The organism is Streptomyces litmocidini, assembly GCF_014649755.1.
Lineage (GTDB): Bacteria > Actinomycetota > Actinomycetes > Streptomycetales > Streptomycetaceae > Streptomyces > Streptomyces litmocidini.
Genome location: NZ_BMTQ01000031.1, coordinates 1 through 18,910, shown reverse-complemented (window position 1 = coordinate 18,910; position 18,910 = coordinate 1). Strand labels below are relative to the sequence as shown.

The 18,910-nt window shown below is 73.4% G+C and carries 15 protein-coding genes; 12 read left to right on the top strand and 3 right to left on the bottom strand.

Features of this window, described 5'->3' with window-relative positions:
- Positions 1-7: 7 nt before the first annotated feature.
- Positions 8-517, bottom strand: a complete 510-nt coding sequence (locus IE180_RS34740) for a cysteine dioxygenase (protein ID WP_190160944.1) — start codon at positions 515-517, stop codon at positions 8-10.
- A gap of 655 nt (positions 518-1,172) precedes the next feature.
- Here IE180_RS34740 and IE180_RS34735 point away from each other — a divergent pair.
- From IE180_RS34735 to IE180_RS34725, 3 genes are all read left to right on the top strand, one after another.
- A complete protein-coding gene (locus tag IE180_RS34735) occupies positions 1,173-1,436 on the top strand; it encodes a WhiB family transcriptional regulator (protein ID WP_015033978.1) in 264 nt (87 codons plus the stop codon).
- Positions 1,437-1,692: 256 nt separating this feature from the next.
- Positions 1,693-5,391, top strand: a complete 3,699-nt coding sequence (locus IE180_RS34730) for a glycosyltransferase family 2 protein (protein WP_190160943.1) — start codon at positions 1,693-1,695, stop codon at positions 5,389-5,391.
- Complete coding sequence (locus tag IE180_RS34725; RefSeq protein ID WP_190160942.1) at positions 5,388-6,914, top strand: DUF5719 family protein; 1,527 nt, start codon at positions 5,388-5,390, stop codon at positions 6,912-6,914. Before IE180_RS34730 ends, IE180_RS34725 begins: the two co-directional genes overlap by 4 nt.
- Positions 6,915-6,996: 82 nt before the next feature.
- Here the strand turns inward: IE180_RS34725 and IE180_RS34720 are convergent, their stop codons facing one another.
- Positions 6,997-7,452, bottom strand: coding sequence for a metallopeptidase family protein (locus IE180_RS34720; protein ID WP_190160941.1), 456 nt, complete (start codon positions 7,450-7,452; stop codon positions 6,997-6,999).
- Positions 7,453-7,750: 298 nt separating this feature from the next.
- Here IE180_RS34720 and IE180_RS34715 point away from each other — a divergent pair, with 298 nt between their 5' ends.
- The 8 genes from IE180_RS34715 to IE180_RS34680 all read left to right on the top strand — a co-directional run bounded on the left by IE180_RS34715 (position 7,751) and on the right by IE180_RS34680 (position 16,428).
- The gene (locus IE180_RS34715) at positions 7,751-8,185 is read left to right on the top strand and encodes a DUF3499 domain-containing protein (RefSeq protein WP_078954257.1); all 435 of its coding nucleotides are present in this window, start codon (positions 7,751-7,753) and stop codon (positions 8,183-8,185) included.
- Between the two features lie 105 nt (positions 8,186-8,290).
- Positions 8,291-9,658, top strand: a complete 1,368-nt coding sequence (locus tag IE180_RS34710; protein ID WP_190160940.1) for a phosphomannomutase/phosphoglucomutase — start codon at positions 8,291-8,293, stop codon at positions 9,656-9,658.
- Between the two features lie 89 nt (positions 9,659-9,747).
- Complete coding sequence (locus tag IE180_RS34705; protein ID WP_190160939.1) at positions 9,748-9,930, top strand: Trm112 family protein; 183 nt, start codon at positions 9,748-9,750, stop codon at positions 9,928-9,930.
- Positions 9,931-10,290: 360 nt separating this feature from the next.
- Entirely contained in the window at positions 10,291-11,439 is a 1,149-nt protein-coding gene (locus tag IE180_RS34700) for an SIS domain-containing protein (protein ID WP_190160938.1), read from the top strand.
- A 291-nt stretch (positions 11,440-11,730) separates the two neighbouring features.
- Entirely contained in the window at positions 11,731-12,882 is a 1,152-nt protein-coding gene (gene manA / locus IE180_RS34695; protein WP_190160937.1) for a mannose-6-phosphate isomerase, class I, read from the top strand.
- 66 nt (positions 12,883-12,948) lie between these two features.
- Entirely contained in the window at positions 12,949-13,914 is a 966-nt protein-coding gene (locus IE180_RS34690) for a cation diffusion facilitator family transporter (RefSeq protein ID WP_190160936.1), read from the top strand.
- A 291-nt stretch (positions 13,915-14,205) separates the two neighbouring features.
- Positions 14,206-15,660 (top strand): adenosylhomocysteinase, encoded by a 1,455-nt coding sequence (ahcY, locus tag IE180_RS34685; RefSeq protein WP_190160935.1) that lies wholly within the window; start codon positions 14,206-14,208, stop codon positions 15,658-15,660.
- Positions 15,661-15,813: 153 nt separating this feature from the next.
- Positions 15,814-16,428 (top strand): hypothetical protein, encoded by a 615-nt coding sequence (locus IE180_RS34680; RefSeq protein WP_190160934.1) that lies wholly within the window; start codon positions 15,814-15,816, stop codon positions 16,426-16,428.
- Between the two features lie 69 nt (positions 16,429-16,497).
- Here IE180_RS34680 and IE180_RS34675 read toward each other — a convergent pair whose 3' ends face one another.
- Positions 16,498-17,457 (bottom strand): RDD family protein, encoded by a 960-nt coding sequence (locus IE180_RS34675; RefSeq protein WP_190160933.1) that lies wholly within the window; start codon positions 17,455-17,457, stop codon positions 16,498-16,500.
- A gap of 119 nt (positions 17,458-17,576) precedes the next feature.
- On the opposite strand from IE180_RS34675, the gene IE180_RS34670 reads away from it, so the two are divergent.
- Positions 17,577-18,584, top strand: a complete 1,008-nt coding sequence (locus IE180_RS34670; protein WP_190160932.1) for a stage II sporulation protein M — start codon at positions 17,577-17,579, stop codon at positions 18,582-18,584.
- Positions 18,585-18,910: the final 326 nt, after the last annotated feature.

Below are 18,910 nucleotides of genomic sequence, written 5' to 3'. Positions count from 1 at the left end.
CAGTCTGTCAGGCGACTGCGACTCCAGGGGCGGCCGGGGCGCACTGGGCCCGGAGCGACTCGTGCATCGGCATCTCGGTGAGGCCGGGGAAGTAGACGTGCAGGCTGACGGCCGGTTCGAGGGAGTCGTTGACGACCTCGTGGACGTACCCGGGGGCGAAGACGCGCTGCGCGCCGCCGGCGAGCGTCCGGACGCCGCGGTCCGTGCGCTCCGTCAGCTCGCCCTGGAGGACGGTCAGCACGCCGGAGGAGGGGCCGTGGTCGTGGAGTCCGCTGCCCTGCCCGGGCAGCCAGGAGAGCAGCCACACCTCGTAGCCGGGGCCGGTGCGCAGGCGGTGGTACCAGCGGGTGGTGGCGTCGTACTCGACGTACGGGGCCCACTGGGAGCGGTCGTCGGCGAGGGAGCGCGCGAGGCCGGCGAACTCGGCCACGGTGACGGGGTGGGCGCGCTCGGGCTGGAGGAGGTGCGGGACCTCGAGGATGTCGCCGGCGATCTGAAGGTCGCTGTCCATGTTCATGGGGGTGGGGAGGTTCCTCAGCAGAAACAGAAGCGGTGGGGGGTCACGGAAGAGAGGTGACACGGGTGACGCGGGGTGACGCTGGGGGAAGGAGCTGGAGCTCTACGGCATCAACAGCTGGGACAGCAACAGCAACAGCCCGCCTGGACAGCGCGGCGGAACCCACGGGCGTGGGTCGCGGAGGGCGCTGCGGTCGCTGGCATGCCACCAAAGGTGGACGGAAGGGTACCCGACTGTCAACTCAATGCCCGATTTGGGGGTAATGTTTCACCTCATCCGGTTGCAGTGTCCGGAGAAAGGTTTGCTCAGGCGCGGACCAGGACAGATGGCGCTTCGACCGCGCCCTCGCACGCGGAGGGGCGTGATCGGACTGTGATCCGGATCGCTTCCATGGCCGGATCGCAACAAGATCCACGTCCTGGACGTCCTCCTCCGTGAAGGCGGCGCGGCGCGATCAAGCCAGCGGCATGTGTCACGTTTTTTGGTGATTTGAACACTTTCCGCATACGCTTGGTTCCGCAGAGTGAATACGGGGCCCAATAGCAGATCTCGGCTTGACTCGCACAGAGCACGAACTTGTAATTTCACTCGTGTCGTTCGGCCGGGTTCGCCCCGGCAACATCACGGGGACGCACAGAACAGACGAGGGGCGCACATGACCGAGTTGTTCCAGGAACTGCTGGTCGAGGACGCGGACGAGGAACTCGGCTGGCAGGAGCGCGCGCTGTGCGCCCAGACCGATCCCGAGTCCTTCTTCCCCGAGAAGGGCGGTTCGACCCGCGAGGCCAAGAAGGTCTGCCTCGCCTGCGAGGTCCGCTCCGAGTGCCTCGAATACGCCTTGCAGAACGACGAACGGTTCGGCATCTGGGGCGGCCTCTCCGAGCGGGAGCGACGCCGGCTGAAGAAGGCCGCCGTCTGAACCGCGCGAAGCCTGCCGGGCCCCCCGCGCCACGGCGCGCACCCCAGGACGCGACGAACGGTCCGCCCCCTGTGCACCATCCACAGGCGGCGGACCGTTCCGCGTGTCCGGTACGCGGTGCCCCCGGCGAAGGCGTCCCGCACGCTCCGTCCACAGGGCGGCGGACCGTCCCGCGTGCAGCCGTTAGTGTGGGCCTCCGTCCGAGACGCTCCCCACGCCCCCCGCGGGCGACCCCGGCCGGAGGGCCCGTAGCTCGATGTCCTCAACTCCTGAGTTTCCGCGACACGTCGTCACCGCCGTGCTCGTCACCCACGACGGCGCCCGCTGGCTGCCCGACGCGCTCGCCGGGCTGCTCGCCCAGGAGCGCCCCGTGCAGAACGTGGTGGCGGCCGACACCGGCAGCGCCGACGACTCGGCGCAGCTCGTCGCCGACGCCATCGGCGCCGACCGCGTCCTGCACCTCGCGCGCCGCACCGGCTTCGGCGCCGCCGTCGAGGAGGCCGCCCGCACCGCGCCCCTGCTCGGACCCGAGGAGCTGCCCTACCTGAAGCGCCCCAGCGGCTGGGACCCCGTCAGCCGGACCTGGAACGACGAGGCGTACGACCTCCCCGAACTCCCGCACGGCGAACCGGTCCAGTGGCTCTGGCTCCTCCACGACGACTGCGCCCCCGAGCCCGGCGCCCTCGCCGAACTCCTGCGCGTCGCCGAGTCGGACGCGGAAGCCGCCGTCATCGGCCCCAAGCTGCGCGGCTGGTACGACAGGAAGCAGCTCCTCGAAGCCGGCGTGAGCATCGCCCGCAGCGGCCGCCGCTGGACCGGGCTCGACCGCCGCGAGCAGGACCAGGGCCAGCACGACCAGGTCCGCTCCGTCCTCTCCGTCTCCACCGCCGGCATGCTGATCCGCCGCGACGTCTTCGAGGGCCTCGGCGGCTTCGACCGGCGCCTGCCCCTCATGCGCGACGACGTCGACCTGTGCTGGCGCGCGCACTCCGCCGGCCACCACGTCCTCGTCGCCCCCGGCGCCGTCCTGCGGCACGCCGAGGCCTCCGCCCGCGAGCGCCGCACCGTCGACTGCGCCGGACGCACAGCCGCCAACCCGCACCGCGTCGACAAGGCCGGCGCCGTCCACACCCTCCTCGCCAACGCCCGCGGCCGCGCCCTCCCGTACGTCCTCGTACGACTCGTCCTCAGCACCCTGCTCCGCACCCTGGCCTACCTCGTCGGCAAGGCCCCGGTCCAGGCGGTCGACGAGGTGATGGGCCTCCTCGCGACCCTGCTGCGCCCCGAGAAGATCCTCGCCGCCCGCAAGCGCCGCAGGAACCCGGCCGTCCCCAACGGCGAGTTCCGGTCCCTCTTCCCGCCGCCCGGCGCCACCCTCCGCGCCACCGTCGAGCAGATTGCCTCCCACTTCGGCGGCTCCGAGGCCGACACCGGCGGCTCCCGCCACGGCGTCGTCGAGTCGGGCCCCGGCGGCGACGACGCCGACTACCTGGAGATCGAGCAGTTCGCCCGGCTCAAGAAGATCGCCCGCAAGCCGGGCCCGGTCCTCTTCGCCCTGCTCCTCCTCGTCTCCCTGGTCGCCTGCCGCAACCTCTTCGCCGGCGGCTCCCTGGCCGGCGGCGCCCTGCTGCCCGCCCCCGACACCGTCTCCGGCCTCTGGTCGCGGTACGCCGACGCCTGGCACGCCCTCGGCACCGGCGGCACGCAGACCGCCCCGCCCTACCTCGCCGTCCTGGCCGCGCTCTCCGCGCTGTTCCTCGGCTCCACCTCCACCGCCCTGACCCTGCTGCTCGTCTGCTCGGTCCCGCTCGCCGGCTTCACCGCGTACTTCGCCGCCCGCGGCATCGTCGAGTCCCGGCTCCTGCGCGCCTGGGGCGCCGTCGCGTACGCCTTCCTGCCCGCCGCCACCGGCGCCCTCGCCGCCGGCCGGCTCGGCACCGCGGTCCTCGCGATCCTGCTCCCGCTGATCGCCCGCGCCGCCGTCGCCGCCCACGGCCTCAACCGTCCCGACCGGGGCAGCTGGCGCGCCACCTGGGCGTACACCCTCCTGCTCACCTTCGCGACGGCGTTCACCCCGGTCGTCTGGCCGCTCGCCGTCCTCCTCGGCCTCGGCGTGCTCGCCGTGCGCCGCTCCGACCTCCCCGCGTACGGGCTGCGCTTCCTGGCCGCCGTCGGCACCCCGCTGCTCGTCCTCGCGCCCTGGTCGCTCACCCTCCTCACCGACCCCGGCGCCTTCCTGCGCGAGGCCGGCGTCGACGTCCGCACGGGCACGGCCACCGCACTCGACCTGCTCGGCACCAGCCCGGGCGGCCCCGGCACCACCGGCGGCCTGCTCCTGATCGGCCTCGTCCTCGCCGGCCTGGCCGGCCTCCTGCGCGAGGAGCGGCAGCCCGCCGTCCGCACGGCCTGGGCCGCCGCCCTCGCCGGCCTCCTCTTCGCCGTCCTGTCCAACGGCGCGGGAGGCACCGGCTGGGCCGGACCCGCCACCCTCGTGTACGGCGCCGCCCTCATCGCCGCCGGCATGATCGGCGCCGAGGGCGGCCGCACCCGCGTCGCCGCCCACGGCTTCGGCTGGCGCCAGCCCGTCGCCGCCCTCATCGCCCTCGCCTGCGCCCTCGGCCCGGCCGCCGCCGCCGTCGGCTGGATGATCGGCGGCGCCGACGGCCCGCTGACCCGCCGCGACCCCGTCCAGGTCCCGGCCTTCGTCGCCGAGGAGAGCGGCACCCGCGACCAGCCCCGCACCCTCGTCCTCGGCGCCGGCGCGCCCGGCGAGGTCGCCTACACCCTGGTCCGCGGCTCCGGCGCCCGCCTCGGCGACGCCGAACTCACCGCGGCCGCCGAGGACGACCCCCGCCTCGACGCGGTCGTCGCCCGCCTCGTCGCCGGCTCCGGCGCCGACCAGACCCAGGAGCTCAGCGGCTACGCCATCCGTTACGTCCTCGTGCGGGACGGAGCGCCGCGCCAGATGAGCCGCGTCCTCGACTCCACGCCCGGCCTCAGCCGCCTCAGCCAGCTCGACGGCAGCGCGCTCTGGCGCGTCGACCGCGAGATCGCCCGCGTCATGATCGTCCCGCCCGCCGCCAAGGCCGGGGACGCCGGGAAGGCACAGGAGACCGCCGAGCCGGTCGCCGTCGCCGCCGGGCCCGTCGAGGCGCACACCCGGATCCCCGCGGGCCCCGCCGGCCGCGTCCTGCGCCTCGCCGACCGCGCCGCCGACGGCTGGACCGCCACCCTCGACGGCAAGGAGCTGACGCGGACCACCGTCGACGACTGGGCCCAGGGCTTCGAGCTCCCCGCCGGGGGCGGCCGCCTCGACCTCACGTACGACGAACCGCTCGGCCACACCGCCTGGATCTGGGCCCAGGCCGGCCTCGCCGTCGTCCTGCTCGTCCTCGCCCTGCCCGGGCGGCGCCGCGAGATCGACGACGACCTCCCCGAGGAGGAGCTCGCGATCCCCGCCCAGGCCGCCGAGGGCGACGGCCGCCGCGCCCGCCGGCTGCGCGCCGCCGCGGAGGCCGAGGCCGAGGCCGGGGCCGCAGGCACCCCGGGGTTCCCGGAGTTCCCGGCGCCCCAGGCGCCCCCGGAGAACGAGCCCGCCCCGGTCCCGGAGCAGCAGTCCTACGAGCACCCGGACCAGGGCCGGGAATGGGACGGCGGCCACGACCCGGCCTACGCCCAGGCCCCCGCGCAGCAGGCCCAGGACCAGCCGGGGACCCAGCCGTACGCCGACCAGGGCTACTACCAGGACTACGCGGCCGACCCGTACCAGCAGCAGCCGTACGCGTACCCCCAGCAGGGATACGAGCAGCAGGGCTACGAACAGCAGCAGCCCTACGACCCGGCGGCGCAGCCCCAGCAGTACGACCAGCAGCAGTACGACCCGTACGGCTACGGCTACGGATACCCCCAGGGCCACGAGACCGAGCAGCGTCCCGACGGGAGCAGCAACCAGTGAAGCGCACGACCCTCTCCCTGATCGCGGGCGCCACCGCCCTCGCCGCCGTCACCGGCTTCGCGGCCCTCACCGCCCCGGACGGCACCGCCGCCCCCGCGGCGAAGGCCACCACCCGCCTGCCGGTGGAGCGCGTCGGCCTCGTCTGCCCGGCCCCCAGCACCTCCGAGGTGGCCGAGACGCTCTACACCTCGTACACCCCGACGGGCACCGGCGCGGCGAAGGGCACCCCGGGCAAGACCGAGCAGCCCACCGCCCTGCTCCGGACCGCCACGAACGCGACGCCCGCCGACGGCACCGGCAAGACCGGCAAGAAGCCCAAGGCCCCCAAGGCCCCGGCCACCGTCACCACCCCCGGCAAGCCCGTCACCGCCGAGGCGGAAGGCGGCTCCGTGCCCGCCCTCACCGGCACCGCGACCGGCACCCTCGCGCCCGGCTGGACCGTCCAGCAGACCACCGTCGTCCCGGCGGGCGGCGCGCGCGGCCTCCTCGGCCTCGGCTGTGGCGCCCCCGACACCGACTTCTGGTTCCCGGCCGCCTCCACCGCCAAGGAACGCCAGGACTACGTCCACCTCACCAACCCGGACGACACGGCCGCCGTCGCCGACATCGAGCTGTACGGCCCCGAGGGCCTCCTCAAGTCCCAGTTCACCGAGGGCATCCCGGTCCCCGCCCACTCCACCGTCCCGGTGCTCCTCTCCACCCTCACGAGCGAGCCCGCCCGGCGGGACGTCACCGTCCACGTCACCACCCGCAGCGGACGCGTCGGCGCCGCCGTCGCCGCGGCCGACGACAAGCTCGGCAGCGACTGGATCGCCCCGGCCGCCGACCCGGCGAGCACCGCCGTGCTCCCCGGCATCCCGGCCGACGCCACCTCGGTGCGGCTGGTGGCCTTCGCGCCCGGCGACGACGACGCCGACCTCAAGGTCCAGCTGGCCACCGCGACCGGCACGATCGTCCCGGCGGGCGGCGGCTCGCTCCACGTGAAGTCAGGGATGACGGCCTTCGCCGACCTGCCGGACCTCACCCGGGGCGCGGTGGGCTCCCTGCTCCTCACCTCGAGCGACCCGAAGAAGGCGACCCCGGTCGTGGCGGCCCTCCAGGTCGTGCGCGGCAAGGGCGAGAACACCGAGATCGCGTTCATCCCGGCGGCCCCGGCCGTCGCCGCCCGCGCGACCGTCGCCGACAACCGGGCCAAGGGCACGACGCTCTCCCTGACCGCCCCCGGCACCGACGCCCGGGTCAAGGTCACCGCCTCGGCCGGTTCCGAGGGCGGCACGCCGATGTCGAGGACCGTCACCGTCAAGGGGGGCACGACGACGGTCCTGGCCGATCTCGCCCCCGAGGGCCTCAAGGGCTCCTACGCCCTGACCGTGGAACCCGTCTCCGGCGGCAAGGTCCACGCGGCACGGACGCTCGCCCTCCCGGAGGACGGCATCCCGATGTTCACCGTCCAGACCTTCGTCGACGACCGGGGCACGGTGGAACTTCCGACGGCCCACCAGGACCTGGGAGTGCTGGACTGACCCCCGTGCGGGCACCCGCCCCGCGGGACGGGTGCCCGCACGGCGCGGCCCGGCCGGCGCGCGGTACGGGGGAAGCGCGGCGTCAGTCCTGCCCGTACCGGGGATCCACCGACTCGGGGGAGAGCCCGAGAAGCTCGGCGACCTGCTCCACCACCACCTCGTGGACCAGCACCGCCCGCTCGTCCCGGCTCTTGGAGCGGATCTCGACCGGCCGCCGGTAGACGACCACCCGCGCGGGCTCGTTCTTCCCGGCGGGCAGCGCACCGCCCAGCGGCACCGTCTCGCCGGACACCGGCGGCGGCACCTCCATCACCATGAAGTCGACGTCCGCCAGCTGCGGCCAGCGCCGTTCGAGGCGCTCCACCGAGTCGAGGACGAGATCGCGGAAGGTGTCGGCCCGGCTCGCGGAGAGCGGCACCTGCGGCGGCGCGACCGGTCCCCGCATCCCGCGGCCGTGCCGGTCGCGGCGGCGGACCCGAGGCTCCGCCGGAGGCTCCGTGGGACGGTGCGAGGGGCTCGGCGGCACAGGACTGTCCATCACTGACGCAGCGTAACCCCCATCCGTCCCAGCGCACCGTGGCGCATCCTCGCCGACCTTCCCGGCGTGCCCGCGTCTCCGCCGCGGCCTTGTCGAAACCTGAACATTCCGGCCGGGCTCACGCCCGATTCGGCGGCTTGTGACGATCGGCCATCTGGCCCTGGTTGACCGGATTTGTATCCCAAGCTGTCCGAATATCCCCCTGCTGCCCACCCCTTGGGCCCCCTCCTCCGCAGGTCAGGGCCGCCATCACTCGAACGGGGGTGGCGGAGGTCACACCGCGACACGGTGGAGTGACCTGAGGGAGAGTCGTCGCGGCCCGCTCAAGAGTGCGGTACCGTCCAACGTCGTGAGCCCTGTACGTCGCTGTTCGCGCACTGCGTGCGGCCGCCCTGCCGTCGCGACACTGACGTACGTCTATGCCGACTCGACTGCGGTCCTCGGCCCGCTCGCCACCTACGCCGAGCCCCACTGCTACGACCTGTGCGCCGAGCACAGCGAGCGCCTCACCGCCCCGCGCGGCTGGGAGGTGGTGCGGCTCTCCGACGGATCCGCCCCCGCCCGCCCCAGCGGCGACGACCTCGAAGCGCTGGCCAACGCGGTCCGGGAGGCGGCACGCCCCCAGGAACGCGCGGCCGAGGCCGGCGGCAAGATCGGCGGAGGCCGCGGCGGAGACCCCATGGAGGTCGGGCGCCGCGGACACCTCAGGGTGCTCCGTTCCCCTGACAACTGACGGCATCCGGCCACCGTCCGCGTCCCCCCGACCCCGCTCCGGGTAGTTTTGGCGTTCCGTACACGCGCCGCACACGCGTGTGAGAGCACTCAGGAGGGTGGATCCGTGACTGCCGATCTGTCGCAGATCGTGAAGGCGTACGACATCCGCGGAGTCGTACCCGACCAGTGGGACGAGACGCTCGCCGAACTCTTCGGCGCCGCCTTCGTACGGGTGACGGACGCGGACGCGATCGTCATCGGCCACGACATGCGGCCCTCTTCGCCCGGCCTCGCGGCCGCCTTCGCGCGCGGCGCGGCCCGCCTCGGCGCCGACGTCACCCTCATCGGGCTCTGTTCCACGGACCAGCTGTACTTCGCCTCCGGCAGCCTCGGCCTGCCCGGCGCCATGTTCACGGCCTCCCACAACCCGGCCCGGTACAACGGCATCAAGATGTGCCGCGCCGGCGCGGCACCGGTCGGCCAGGACACCGGTCTCGCCGACATCCGCGCCCTCGCCGAGGAGTGGTCGGAGAAGGGCGCCCCCGAAGCGGCGGAGAAGCAGGGCACCATCACCGAGCGCGACACGCTCGCGGACTACGCCGCCCACCTCAGGAACCTGGTGGACCTCACCGCGATCCGCCCCCTCAAGGTGGTCGTCGACGCGGGCAACGGCATGGGCGGCCACACCGTCCCGACGGTCTTCGAAGGCCTGCCGCTGGACACCGTCCCGATGTACTTCGAACTGGACGGCACCTTCCCGAACCACGAGGCCAACCCGCTCGACCCGAAGAACATCGTCGACCTCCAGGCCCGCGTCCGGGCCGAGGGCGCCGACCTCGGCCTCGCCTTCGACGGCGACGCCGACCGCTGCTTCGTCGTCGACGAGCGCGGCGAGCCGGTCTCCCCGTCCGCGATCACGGCCCTCGTCGCCGCGCGCGAACTCGCCAAGAACCCCGGCGGAACGATCATCCACAACCTGATCACCTCCTGGTCGGTGCCGGAGGTCGTCCGAGAGCAGGGCGGCGAGCCGGTCCGCACCCGCGTCGGCCACTCCTTCATCAAGGAGGAGATGGCGAAGACCGGAGCGATCTTCGGCGGCGAGCACTCGGCGCACTACTACTTCAAGGACTTCTGGAACGCGGACACCGGCATGCTCGCCGCGCTCCACGTCCTCGCGGCCCTGGGCGGCCAGGAGGGCACCCTGTCGGAGCTGGTCTCGGCCTACGACCGGTACGCCTCCTCGGGCGAGATCAACTCGACGGTCGCCGACCAGGCGGCGAGCGCGGCCAAGGTGAGGGCGACGTACGAGAACGCCGAGGGCGTCACCCTCGACGAGCTCGACGGCCTGACCGTGACGGCGGCGGACTGGTGGTTCAACCTCCGCGCCTCCAACACGGAGCCGCTGCTCCGTCTCAACGTCGAGGCCCGCGACGAGACCACCATGGCGAAGATCCGCGACGAGGTCCTCGCCCTGGTCCGGGCGACCGACTGACCCCGCCGCCCCGCCGGGGAACGGGGGCGTGCCCCGTTCCCCGGCGGTAGGCTGACCTGGCCCGATCCGTCTGTTCGAAGGGACATCCCATGCCGCTCGAAGCCGGCCTCCTGGAGATCCTGGCCTGCCCGGCCTGCCACGCTCCGCTGAACGACCGCTCGGCGGACGAGACCCCCGAGCTGATCTGCACGAGCCCCGACTGCGGCCTCGCCTACCCGGTCCGCGACGACATCCCGGTGCTCCTCGTGGACGAAGCCCGCAAGCCGGCGTAACGCCTTCGTCGTGGGCGCTCGTTCCCCCGGGGCGACGCCCGCACCCACCGGACGCGCCCCCGCCGAGGGCACCCGTTCCGCCGGAACGGCGCCCGCCCTCATCGGATGCGCCCCCGTCGCGGGCAGTCGTTCCGCGGGGACGGAACGGGTGGGCACGACGGAACGGCGCCCCTCGCCGGGCCCGGGCTCCCGCGCCCGGACCCGCACCCCGACGGGCAGACCGGCACCGAGGCCTCCCCGCCGAGTACGGGGCCCCGAGCGGTACGGGCCCGCGCCCCCTCCGGGCAGGCCGGGCGCACCACCGGGCCCCGCACCCGCAGCGCCCTCTCACCCACCCCGTCCACCCGGGAGGCACCGCACATGCTCGACGAGACCCTCCTCGACGCCCCGGACGACCTCGCCCTGGCCGACCGCCGCGGCCTCCTCCGCGGCGCCGCCGAAGCCGGCGCACGGGTACGGACCGCCGCCCGGCACGCCGCCGAGGCCGGCATCGCGGACCTCCGCCCCGAGGGCCGCCCCCGCGCCGTCCTCGTCGCCGGCCCCGGCACCGCCGCCGCAGGCGTCGCGGACCTGATCGGCGCGCTCGCCGGCGCCGCCGCCCCCGTCGTACGGCTCCAGCCGACCGGCGTCGCCCCCGCCGCGGGCGCCCTGCGCTGGGCCCTGCCGGGCTGGGCGGGTCCGGTGGACCTGCTGCTGCTCCCGACCACCGACGGCGGCGAACCGGGCCTCGCCCTCCTCGCCGAGCAGGCGTACCGCCGCGGGATCACGGTCGTCGCCGTCGCCCCCAAGGACTCCCCGCTCGCCGGGACGGTCAACGGCTCGCGCGGCCTGTTCGTCCCGTTGGCGATGGCCCCGAACGAGTCGCCCGACGAGTACGCCGAGAACATCGCGGCCAGCCCGGGCGCCCTCTGGGCCCTGTTCACCCCGCTGCTCGCCCTCCTGGACCGCGTGGGTCTCATCGAGGCGCCGTCGGAGGCCCTGGAGAAGGCCGCCGACCGCCTGGACCGCACGGCGGAACGCTGCGGCCCGGCCGTCGCCACGTACAGCAACCCGGCGAAGACGCTCGCCGCGGAACTCGCCGACTCGCTCCCGCTGATCTGGACCGAGGGCAACGCGGCGGGCCCGGCGGGCCGCCGTTTCGCCGCGCTCCTCGCCGAACTCGCGGGCTTGCCCGCCCTCGCCGCGGAACTCCCGGAGGCCCTGCCGGCGCACGGGGTCCTCCTCGCGGGCGACTACGCGGCGGGCGCGGACCCGGACGACTTCTTCCGCGACCGGGTGGAGGAGCAGCAGGCGCTCCGCGCGCGCGTGGTCCTGCTCCGCGACCGCCCGGCGGAGGGACTCACCGCCGCCCCGGCGGCTCGCGAGCTGGCCCTCGGCCACGGGACCGCCGTCAGCGAGCTGGAGCCGGAGGAGGGCGGCGAGCTGGAGACGCTCGCCGAGCTGCTCGCGGTGACGGACTTCGCGGCGGTGTACCTCGCCCTGGCCACCCCGGGCCGCACCCCGCACTAGCCCCCCGCCCACCCGTCACCCGCCCGCACCGGCCCGGCGCCCGTCCGGCACCCGCCGGCACCGCCCCAGGCCGCCCCGGACGCCGACACACCGCAGAACCGCCGACACACCGCAGAACCGCCGACACACCGCAGAACAGGCGGCACACCGCCAGAACCGCCGGTACACCGCGAGGACCCCACTCCGTCACCCGCGCGCCCACCGCCCCGACACCCGCCCGTCACCCGCCCCCTGTCACCTGTCACCCGACACCCGAAGATCCGTCACCACTCCGAGGAGCTGGCAGGCACCATGGACCGCCTCGTCAACACCGTCCGCCCCTACGCCTGGGGATCCACGACGGCCATCCCGGAACTGCTCGGCATCGCCCCCACCGGCGAGCCCCAGGCCGAGATGTGGATGGGCGCCCACCCCGGTGCCCCCTCCCGCACCGGGCGGGGCGCGCTGAACGAGCTCATCGCCGCCGACCCCGTACGCGAACTGGGGGAGCGGACCGTCGAGAAGTTCGGACCCCGGCTCCCGTTCCTCCTGAAGCTGCTCGCCGCGGGCGCCCCGCTCTCCCTCCAGGTCCACCCCGACCTCGCGCAGGCCGAGGCCGGGTACGCCGCCGAGGAGGCCGCCGGCATCCCGGTCGACGCCCCGCACCGCACGTACAAGGACGCCAACCACAAGCCCGAGCTGATCTGCGCCCTCACCCCCTTCGACGGCCTGTGCGGCTTCCGCAACCCCGTCGAGGCCGCCGACCTCATCGCCGCGCTCGGCGTCGACTCCCTCAAGCCGTACGTGGACCTCCTCCACGCCCACCCCGAAGAGGCCGCGCTCCGGGAGGTCCTGACGGCCCTGCTCACCGCCGACCGCGAGGAGATGGCGCACACCGTCGCCGAGGCCCACGCCGCCGCCGACCGCCTCGGCGGCGACCACGCCCCGTACGCGACCCTGGCCCACCACTTCCCGGGCGACCCCGGCGTGATCGCCGCCATGCTCCTCAACCGCGTCCGGCTCCAGCCCGGCGAGGCCCTCTACCTCGGCGCGGGCGTCCCGCACGCCTACCTCGACGGCCTCGGCGTCGAGATCATGGCCAACTCCGACAACGTGCTGCGCTGCGGCCTCACGCCCAAGCACGTCGACGTCCCCGAACTCCTCCGCATCGTCCGCTTCGAGCCGAACGAGCTGGCCGTCCTGCGCCCCGAGGCGTCCCCCTCCGGCGAGGAGGTCTACGAGACCCCGATCGACGAGTTCCGCCTCTCCCGGTACGTCCTCGCGGAAGGCGCCGCGCCCACCGACGTCACCGCGCCCACCCCGCAGATCCTGCTCGCCGTCGCGGGCCGCACGCGGGCGGGGGAGGTCACCCTCGCCCCGGGCGAGTCCGTCTTCGTACCGGCCGGCGAGGCCGTCGAGCTGACCGGAGCGGGCACCGTCTTCCGGGCGACCGTCGTGGCCTGATGCGACAATGACCGGCCGAACCGCGGCGATCGAGCCGGAGCATCGACGAAGGGACCCCGTACACCCATGAGCGCGTCAGGCGGAACCAAGGCGATCGTGGCGGCACTCGCCGCCAACCTCGCGATCGCCGTAGCCAAGTTCGTGGCGTTCCTCTTCAGTGGTTCGTCGTCGATGCTCGCCGAGAGCGTCCACTCCCTCGCCGACTCCGGCAACCAGGGCCTGCTGCTCCTCGGCGGCAAGAAGGCCCAGCGCGAGGCCACCCCGCAGCACCCCTTCGGCTACGGCCGCGAGCGCTACATCTACGCCTTCCTCGTCTCCATCGTGCTCTTCTCCGTCGGTGGCATGTTCGCCATCTACGAGGGCTACGAGAAGATCAAGCACCCGCACCCCATCGAGGCCTGGTACTGGCCGGTCGGCGTCCTGGTCTTCGCGATCGTCGCCGAGAGCTTCTCCTTCCGCACCGCCATCAAGGAGTCCAACCAGATCCGCAGCGGCCTGTCCTGGAAGGACTTCATCCGCCGCGCCAAGGCACCCGAGCTCCCGGTGGTCCTCCTGGAGGACTTCGGCGCCCTCGTCGGCCTCGTCCTCGCCCTCGGCGGCGTCGGCCTCGCCCTGGCGACCGACGACGGCGTCTGGGACGGCATCGGCACCGTCTGCATCGGTGTCCTCCTCGTCCTCATCGCGATCGTCCTCGCCGCCGAGACCAAGTCGCTGCTCCTCGGCGAGGCCGCCGGCACCGACGAGGTCAGGAAGATCGAGGCGGCCGTCGTCGACGGCGAGACCGTCACCCGCCTCATCCACATGCGCACCCTCCACCTCGGACCCGAGGAGCTCCTCGTCGCCGCCAAGATCGCCGTCGAGCACGACGACACGGCCACCGAGGTCGCGAACGCCATCAACGCCGCCGAGGCCCGCATCCGCGCCGCCGTCCCGATCGCCCGGGTCATCTACCTGGAGCCCGACATCTACAACGAGGCGGCAGCCTCGGCGGGCGACAACCCGGCCAAGACCCCCGGCGGCACCGGCCACTGACCCCGCTGGCGAGCACGCCCCACCCGCCCCAGGCCCCCGGGACGCGCGCCCCGGGGGCCTCGTGCGTCCGGTGCGGACTGTGGCCCGCCGCACCGATCGGTGTAGATTCGTGACCAGCCAGACGTCGCTGCTGATGGCGGTCGGGCGGTCCGCGGACCGGCCGAGGGAGAGAGGGCCTCCGACGACGGCACCGAGGAAGCGCCCGGGCATTCGTGTGCCCAGGGTGCCTTGCCGTGGTGCCAGGCGCCTCAACCGACCCTCGCACTCGCACACACGAGGAGCAGCCCAGTCATGACGACTGCCGCCCACCAGGACTTCAAGGTCGCCGACCTCTCCCTGGCCGCCTTCGGCCGCAAGGAGATCACCCTCGCCGAGCACGAGATGCCCGGCCTGATGTCGATCCGCCGCGAGTACGCCGACCAGCAGCCGCTCGCCGGCGCCCGCGTCACCGGCTCCCTGCACATGACCGTGCAGACCGCCGTCCTCATCGAGACCCTGGTCGCCCTCGGCGCCGAGGTCCGCTGGGCCTCCTGCAACATCTTCTCCACCCAGGACCACGCCGCCGCGGCCATCGCCGTCGGCCCGAACGGCACCCCGGAGAACCCCCAGGGCGTTCCGGTCTTCGCCTGGAAGGGCGAGACCCTGGAGGAGTACTGGTGGTGCACCGAGCAGGCCCTGACCTGGCCGAACTCGCCCACCGGCGGCCCGAACATGATCCTGGACGACGGCGGTGACGCCACCCTCCTCGTCCACAAGGGCGTCGAGTTCGAGAAGGCCGGCTCCGCCCCGGACCCCTCCACCGCGGACAGCGAGGAGTACGGCCACATCCTCCGTCTCCTCAACCGCACCCTCACCGAGAACCCGCAGAAGTGGACCCAGCTGGCGTCCGAGATCCGCGGCGTGACCGAGGAGACCACCACCGGCGTCCACCGCCTGTACGAGATGCAGCAGGCCGGCACCCTCCTCTTCCCGGCGATCAACGTCAACGACGCCGTGACGAAGTCGAAGTTCGACAACAAGTACGGCTGCCGCCACTCCCTCATCGACGGCATCAACCGCGCCACCGACGTCCTCATCGGCGGCAAGACGGCCGTCGTCTGCGGCTACGGCGACGTCGGCAAGGGCTGTGCCGAGTCGCTGCGCGGCCAGGGCGCCCGCGTCATCGTCACCGAGATCGACCCGATCTGCGCCCTCCAGGCGGCGATGGACGGCTACCAGGTCGCCACCCTGGACGACGTGGTGGAGACGGCCGACATCTTCATCACCACCACCGGCAACAAGGACATCATCATGGCCGCCGACATGGCCAAGATGAAGCACCAGGCCATCGTCGGCAACATCGGCCACTTCGACAACGAGATCGACATGGCCGGCCTCGCCAACGTCCCGGGCATCGTCAAGGACGAGGTCAAGCCGCAGGTCCACACCTGGACCTTCCCCGACGGCAAGGTCCTCATCGTCCTCTCCGAGGGTCGCCTGCTGAACCTCGGCAACGCGACGGGCCACCCCTCCTTCGTGATGTCGAACTCCTTCGCCGACCAGACCCTGGCCCAGATCGAGCTCTTCACCAAGCCGCAGGACTACCCGATCGGCGTGTACGTGCTGCCGAAGCACCTCGACGAGAAGGTCGCCCGCCTCCACCTGGACTCGCTCGGCGTCAAGCTGACGACCCTCCGCCCCGAGCAGGCCGCCTACATCGGCGTCGAGGTCGAGGGCCCCTTCAAGCCGGACCACTACCGCTACTGATGTCCCGGCCGGCGGCGCCCGCGCGCTGACGCGGCGCCGTCCCGGACACCCGTAGAGGACTCAGGCAGGCCCCCCGCACCCCCGTGCCGGGGGGCCTGCCCCGTCCGGCCCCCGCTACCGCTTCCAGGAAGCGCCCCTCCCGAGGACCACCCCATGCCCCGCGGCCGTTATTCGCTCCATGACCCGCACGATCACACCCCCCTCGGTGAAGAACACTTCCACTGCGCGCCCGGCCCCTCCGGCTGGCGCTACGTCTCGCAGATCACCGCTCCCTCCGGCGACCACCGGGGCTCCGTCGACCTGGCCGTCGACGAACTGGGCCGCCCCATCCGCCTCGAACTGCACGCCGCGAGCTGGCAGGTCCGCGGCGCGGCCCTCGACGGCGTCACCTGGGTCCGCACGGACCCCACCGGAACCCACGCCACCGAAGGCAATGTGCGCGCCCACGCCTTCACCGGCACGTCCCCGGCGTTCCTCGTCGCCCTCACGCGACTGCTGCGTCTCACCCCCGATTCCCCCGAGACCCGTGTCAGGCTCGTCGCCTTCACGGACCCGGTGCTCGCCCCCCTCACGGTCGACCAGTCCTGGGCCCTGCTGAGAAGTGAAGCGCACACCACTGACAACGGCCCCCTGACGGTGGACGAGTACCAGGTCAGCACCCTGGACACGGGCGAGCGCCATGCGGTCCACATCGCGGGCGACGTGGTCCTCGCCGCTCCCGGCATCGAACTCGAAGACCTCGAGACCCCGCCCTCGGTCTTCCCCTGACCGGAGCCCCGGCTGACCGGAGCCCCGGCTCGGCGGAACCGGACTCCTCAGGCCTGCAGACCGGACCCCTCAGGCCGGCGGAGCGAACCCGGTGACACGCGCCCCGGACTCCACCGAGGACCCGTCGACGGGCGGAGGGCCGACAGGGGGAGCGACGGCCGGAGGAACAACGGTCGGAGGAGCGACGGCCGGAGGGACAACGGCCGGAAAGACCAGGGGATCGGCGACCGAGGCAGCCGGAACAGGCGGCGGAGGAACGGCACCCCGCGCCACCCCGCCGTCCGACGGCGCGAACGCCCGCCGGGCGTCCCGCGCCTGCCGCTCGGCCACCACCCCCGCCAGATAGGCGTCGGCCGGGACCCCCGCCGGCGGCGGCGTACCGGTCCGCGCCACCAGCTCGTCGGCCAGCCGCTCCGCCAGCCGGCGCCCCACCACCGGGTCCAGCTCGCGCGACCGCGTCAGGTACTGACGCGCCTCCAGCCACAAGGACTCCGGCACCGCCGACAGGTCGAGCCCGGCGAACCGCCCCACCAGCCACGGCGGCGGAGGCACGGCCGGGACCCTGGCGGCGGGTATCCGCTCCCGCACCACCAGCGTCCCCGCGAAGACGTCCCCGAGCCGCCGCCCCCGCTCCGACAGCAGCGAAGCGACGAGGGCGACGACCCCGAAGGTCATCAGGATCTCCACGACCCCCATCGCGCCGCGCACCAGCGCGTGCCGGAACCGGATCGGCCCGCCGTCGTCCCGGACCACCCGCAACCCACAGGCCAGCTTTCCCGGCGACCGTCCGTGCGACAGCGTCTCCACCGCGATCGGCGCCCCGACGAGCACCAGCAGGAAGGACGCGACGGACACCGCCATCACCGCCGCCTCGTCCAGCGACGCCGTGGCGACCGCGAGCCCGAGCGTGATCAGCAGATACACCGCCCACACCACCACCAGGTCGATGAGCACCGCGAGCGCCCGACTCGGCAGCCGCGCGGGCTGCAACCCCAGGACGACCGCATCACCCGTCACAAGACCACTCACGGCACCCACCCTTCTCCGCCCTTCCCGACCCCTCCGAACGTCAGTCTGCCAAGCTGACCCGCAGCGCGCCGCAGCAGTACGGACCCGTCCGCAGCCAGTGCCTGGAGCAGCAGCCGATCATGGACCTCGACGTCTACGTGACCGCCCACCGCGCCGAGTGGGAACGCCTCGACCACCTCCTGCGCAGGGGCGGCAAGCTCACCGGGGCCGAGGCCGACGAACTCGTCGCGCTCTACCAGCGCACGGCCACCCACCTCTCGATCGTCCAGTCGAGCACCCCGGACCCCCTGCTCACGGCCAGGCTCACCCAGCTCGTGGCCCGTGCCCGCGCCACCGTCACCGGCACCCGTCGTTCCTCCTGGCGCGACGCCGTCCGTTTCCTCACGGCCGGCTTCCCCGCCGCGGTCTACCGCTCCCGCCGCTGGTGGATCCCCACGGCCGTCCTCTCCACGCTGCTCGCGGCCCTCATCGGCTGGTGGATCGGCACGCACCCGGAGGTCCAGGCCGCGATCGGCGCCTCCACCGACCTCCGCGAGATGACCCGCCCCGGCGGCCAGTACGAGACGTACTACTCCAGCCACCCGGCGGCCTCCTTCGCCGCCCAGGTCTGGACGAACAACGCCCAGGCAGCGGCCATGTGCCTGGTCCTGGGCGCCTTCCTGGGGATCCCGGTGCTGTGGATCCTCTTCCTGAACATGCTGAACCTCGGCGTCGGCATCGGTCTGATGTCCTCCGCCGGCCGCCTCGACGTCTTCCTGGGCCTGGTCCTTCCCCACGGGCTGCTCGAACTGACCGCCGTCTTCGTGGCCGCCGGCACGGGCCTCCGCCTCGGCTGGACGGTCGTCGACCCGGGCCCGAGGACCCGCCGCGCCGCCCTGGCGGAACAGGGCCGCTCGGCCGTCGGCATGGCGATCGGACTGGCCCTGGTCCTCTTCGTCTCGGGCCTGCTCGAAGGCTTCGTCACCCCTTCCGGCCTCCCCACCTGGGCCCGCATCACCCTCGGCATCGCCGCCGAGCTGGCCTTCCTCGCCTACGTGTACGTGCTCGGCGGCCGGGCCGCCCGGGCCGGCGACACGGGAGACCTGGAGGAGCCCGACCGCAGCGCCACCCTCCCCACCGCCGCCTGATGTGCGTCGGCCCCTCCCGAGCTGCTAGTCTCCTCCGGTGCCCGCGAAAGCTGTTGACACAGCGATTGCGGGGAGGTAGATTTAAACGGTTGCCTAGAACTGGACAGTTCGGCAGCGGCCGAGTAGAGTCTCATCTCACTCCGGCAGAGAATTCGATTCCACGGAGTCACTCCGATTCTTATTCGAATCACGAAAGCCACCGATTAGGTCGGCCGAAATGAATCTGATAAAGTCGAAACCGCTGAAAGGCCCCGGAGCGAAAGCGAACGGGACCGGAAAGCACCGAGGAAATCGGATCGGAAAGATCTGATAGAGTCGGAAACGAA

What these genes read in the sequence shown, in the direction of transcription:
- IE180_RS34740 (WP_190160944.1), bottom strand. Translation starts at nt 517, where the DNA reads ATGAACATGGACAGCGACCTTCAGATCGCCGGCGACATCCTCGAGGTC.
- IE180_RS34735 (WP_015033978.1), top strand. Translation starts at nt 1,173, where the DNA reads ATGACCGAGTTGTTCCAGGAACTGCTGGTCGAGGACGCGGACGAGGAA.
- IE180_RS34730 (WP_190160943.1), top strand. Translation starts at nt 1,693, where the DNA reads ATGTCCTCAACTCCTGAGTTTCCGCGACACGTCGTCACCGCCGTGCTC.
- IE180_RS34720 (WP_190160941.1), bottom strand. Translation starts at nt 7,452, where the DNA reads ATGGACAGTCCTGTGCCGCCGAGCCCCTCGCACCGTCCCACGGAGCCT.
- IE180_RS34705 (WP_190160939.1), top strand. Translation starts at nt 9,748, where the DNA reads ATGCCGCTCGAAGCCGGCCTCCTGGAGATCCTGGCCTGCCCGGCCTGC.
- IE180_RS34700 (WP_190160938.1), top strand. Translation starts at nt 10,291, where the DNA reads ATGCTCGACGAGACCCTCCTCGACGCCCCGGACGACCTCGCCCTGGCC.
- manA (WP_190160937.1), top strand. Translation starts at nt 11,731, where the DNA reads ATGGACCGCCTCGTCAACACCGTCCGCCCCTACGCCTGGGGATCCACG.
- IE180_RS34690 (WP_190160936.1), top strand. Translation starts at nt 12,949, where the DNA reads ATGAGCGCGTCAGGCGGAACCAAGGCGATCGTGGCGGCACTCGCCGCC.
- ahcY (WP_190160935.1), top strand. Translation starts at nt 14,206, where the DNA reads ATGACGACTGCCGCCCACCAGGACTTCAAGGTCGCCGACCTCTCCCTG.
- IE180_RS34680 (WP_190160934.1), top strand. Translation starts at nt 15,814, where the DNA reads ATGCCCCGCGGCCGTTATTCGCTCCATGACCCGCACGATCACACCCCC.
- IE180_RS34670 (WP_190160932.1), top strand. Translation starts at nt 17,577, where the DNA reads ATGGACCTCGACGTCTACGTGACCGCCCACCGCGCCGAGTGGGAACGC.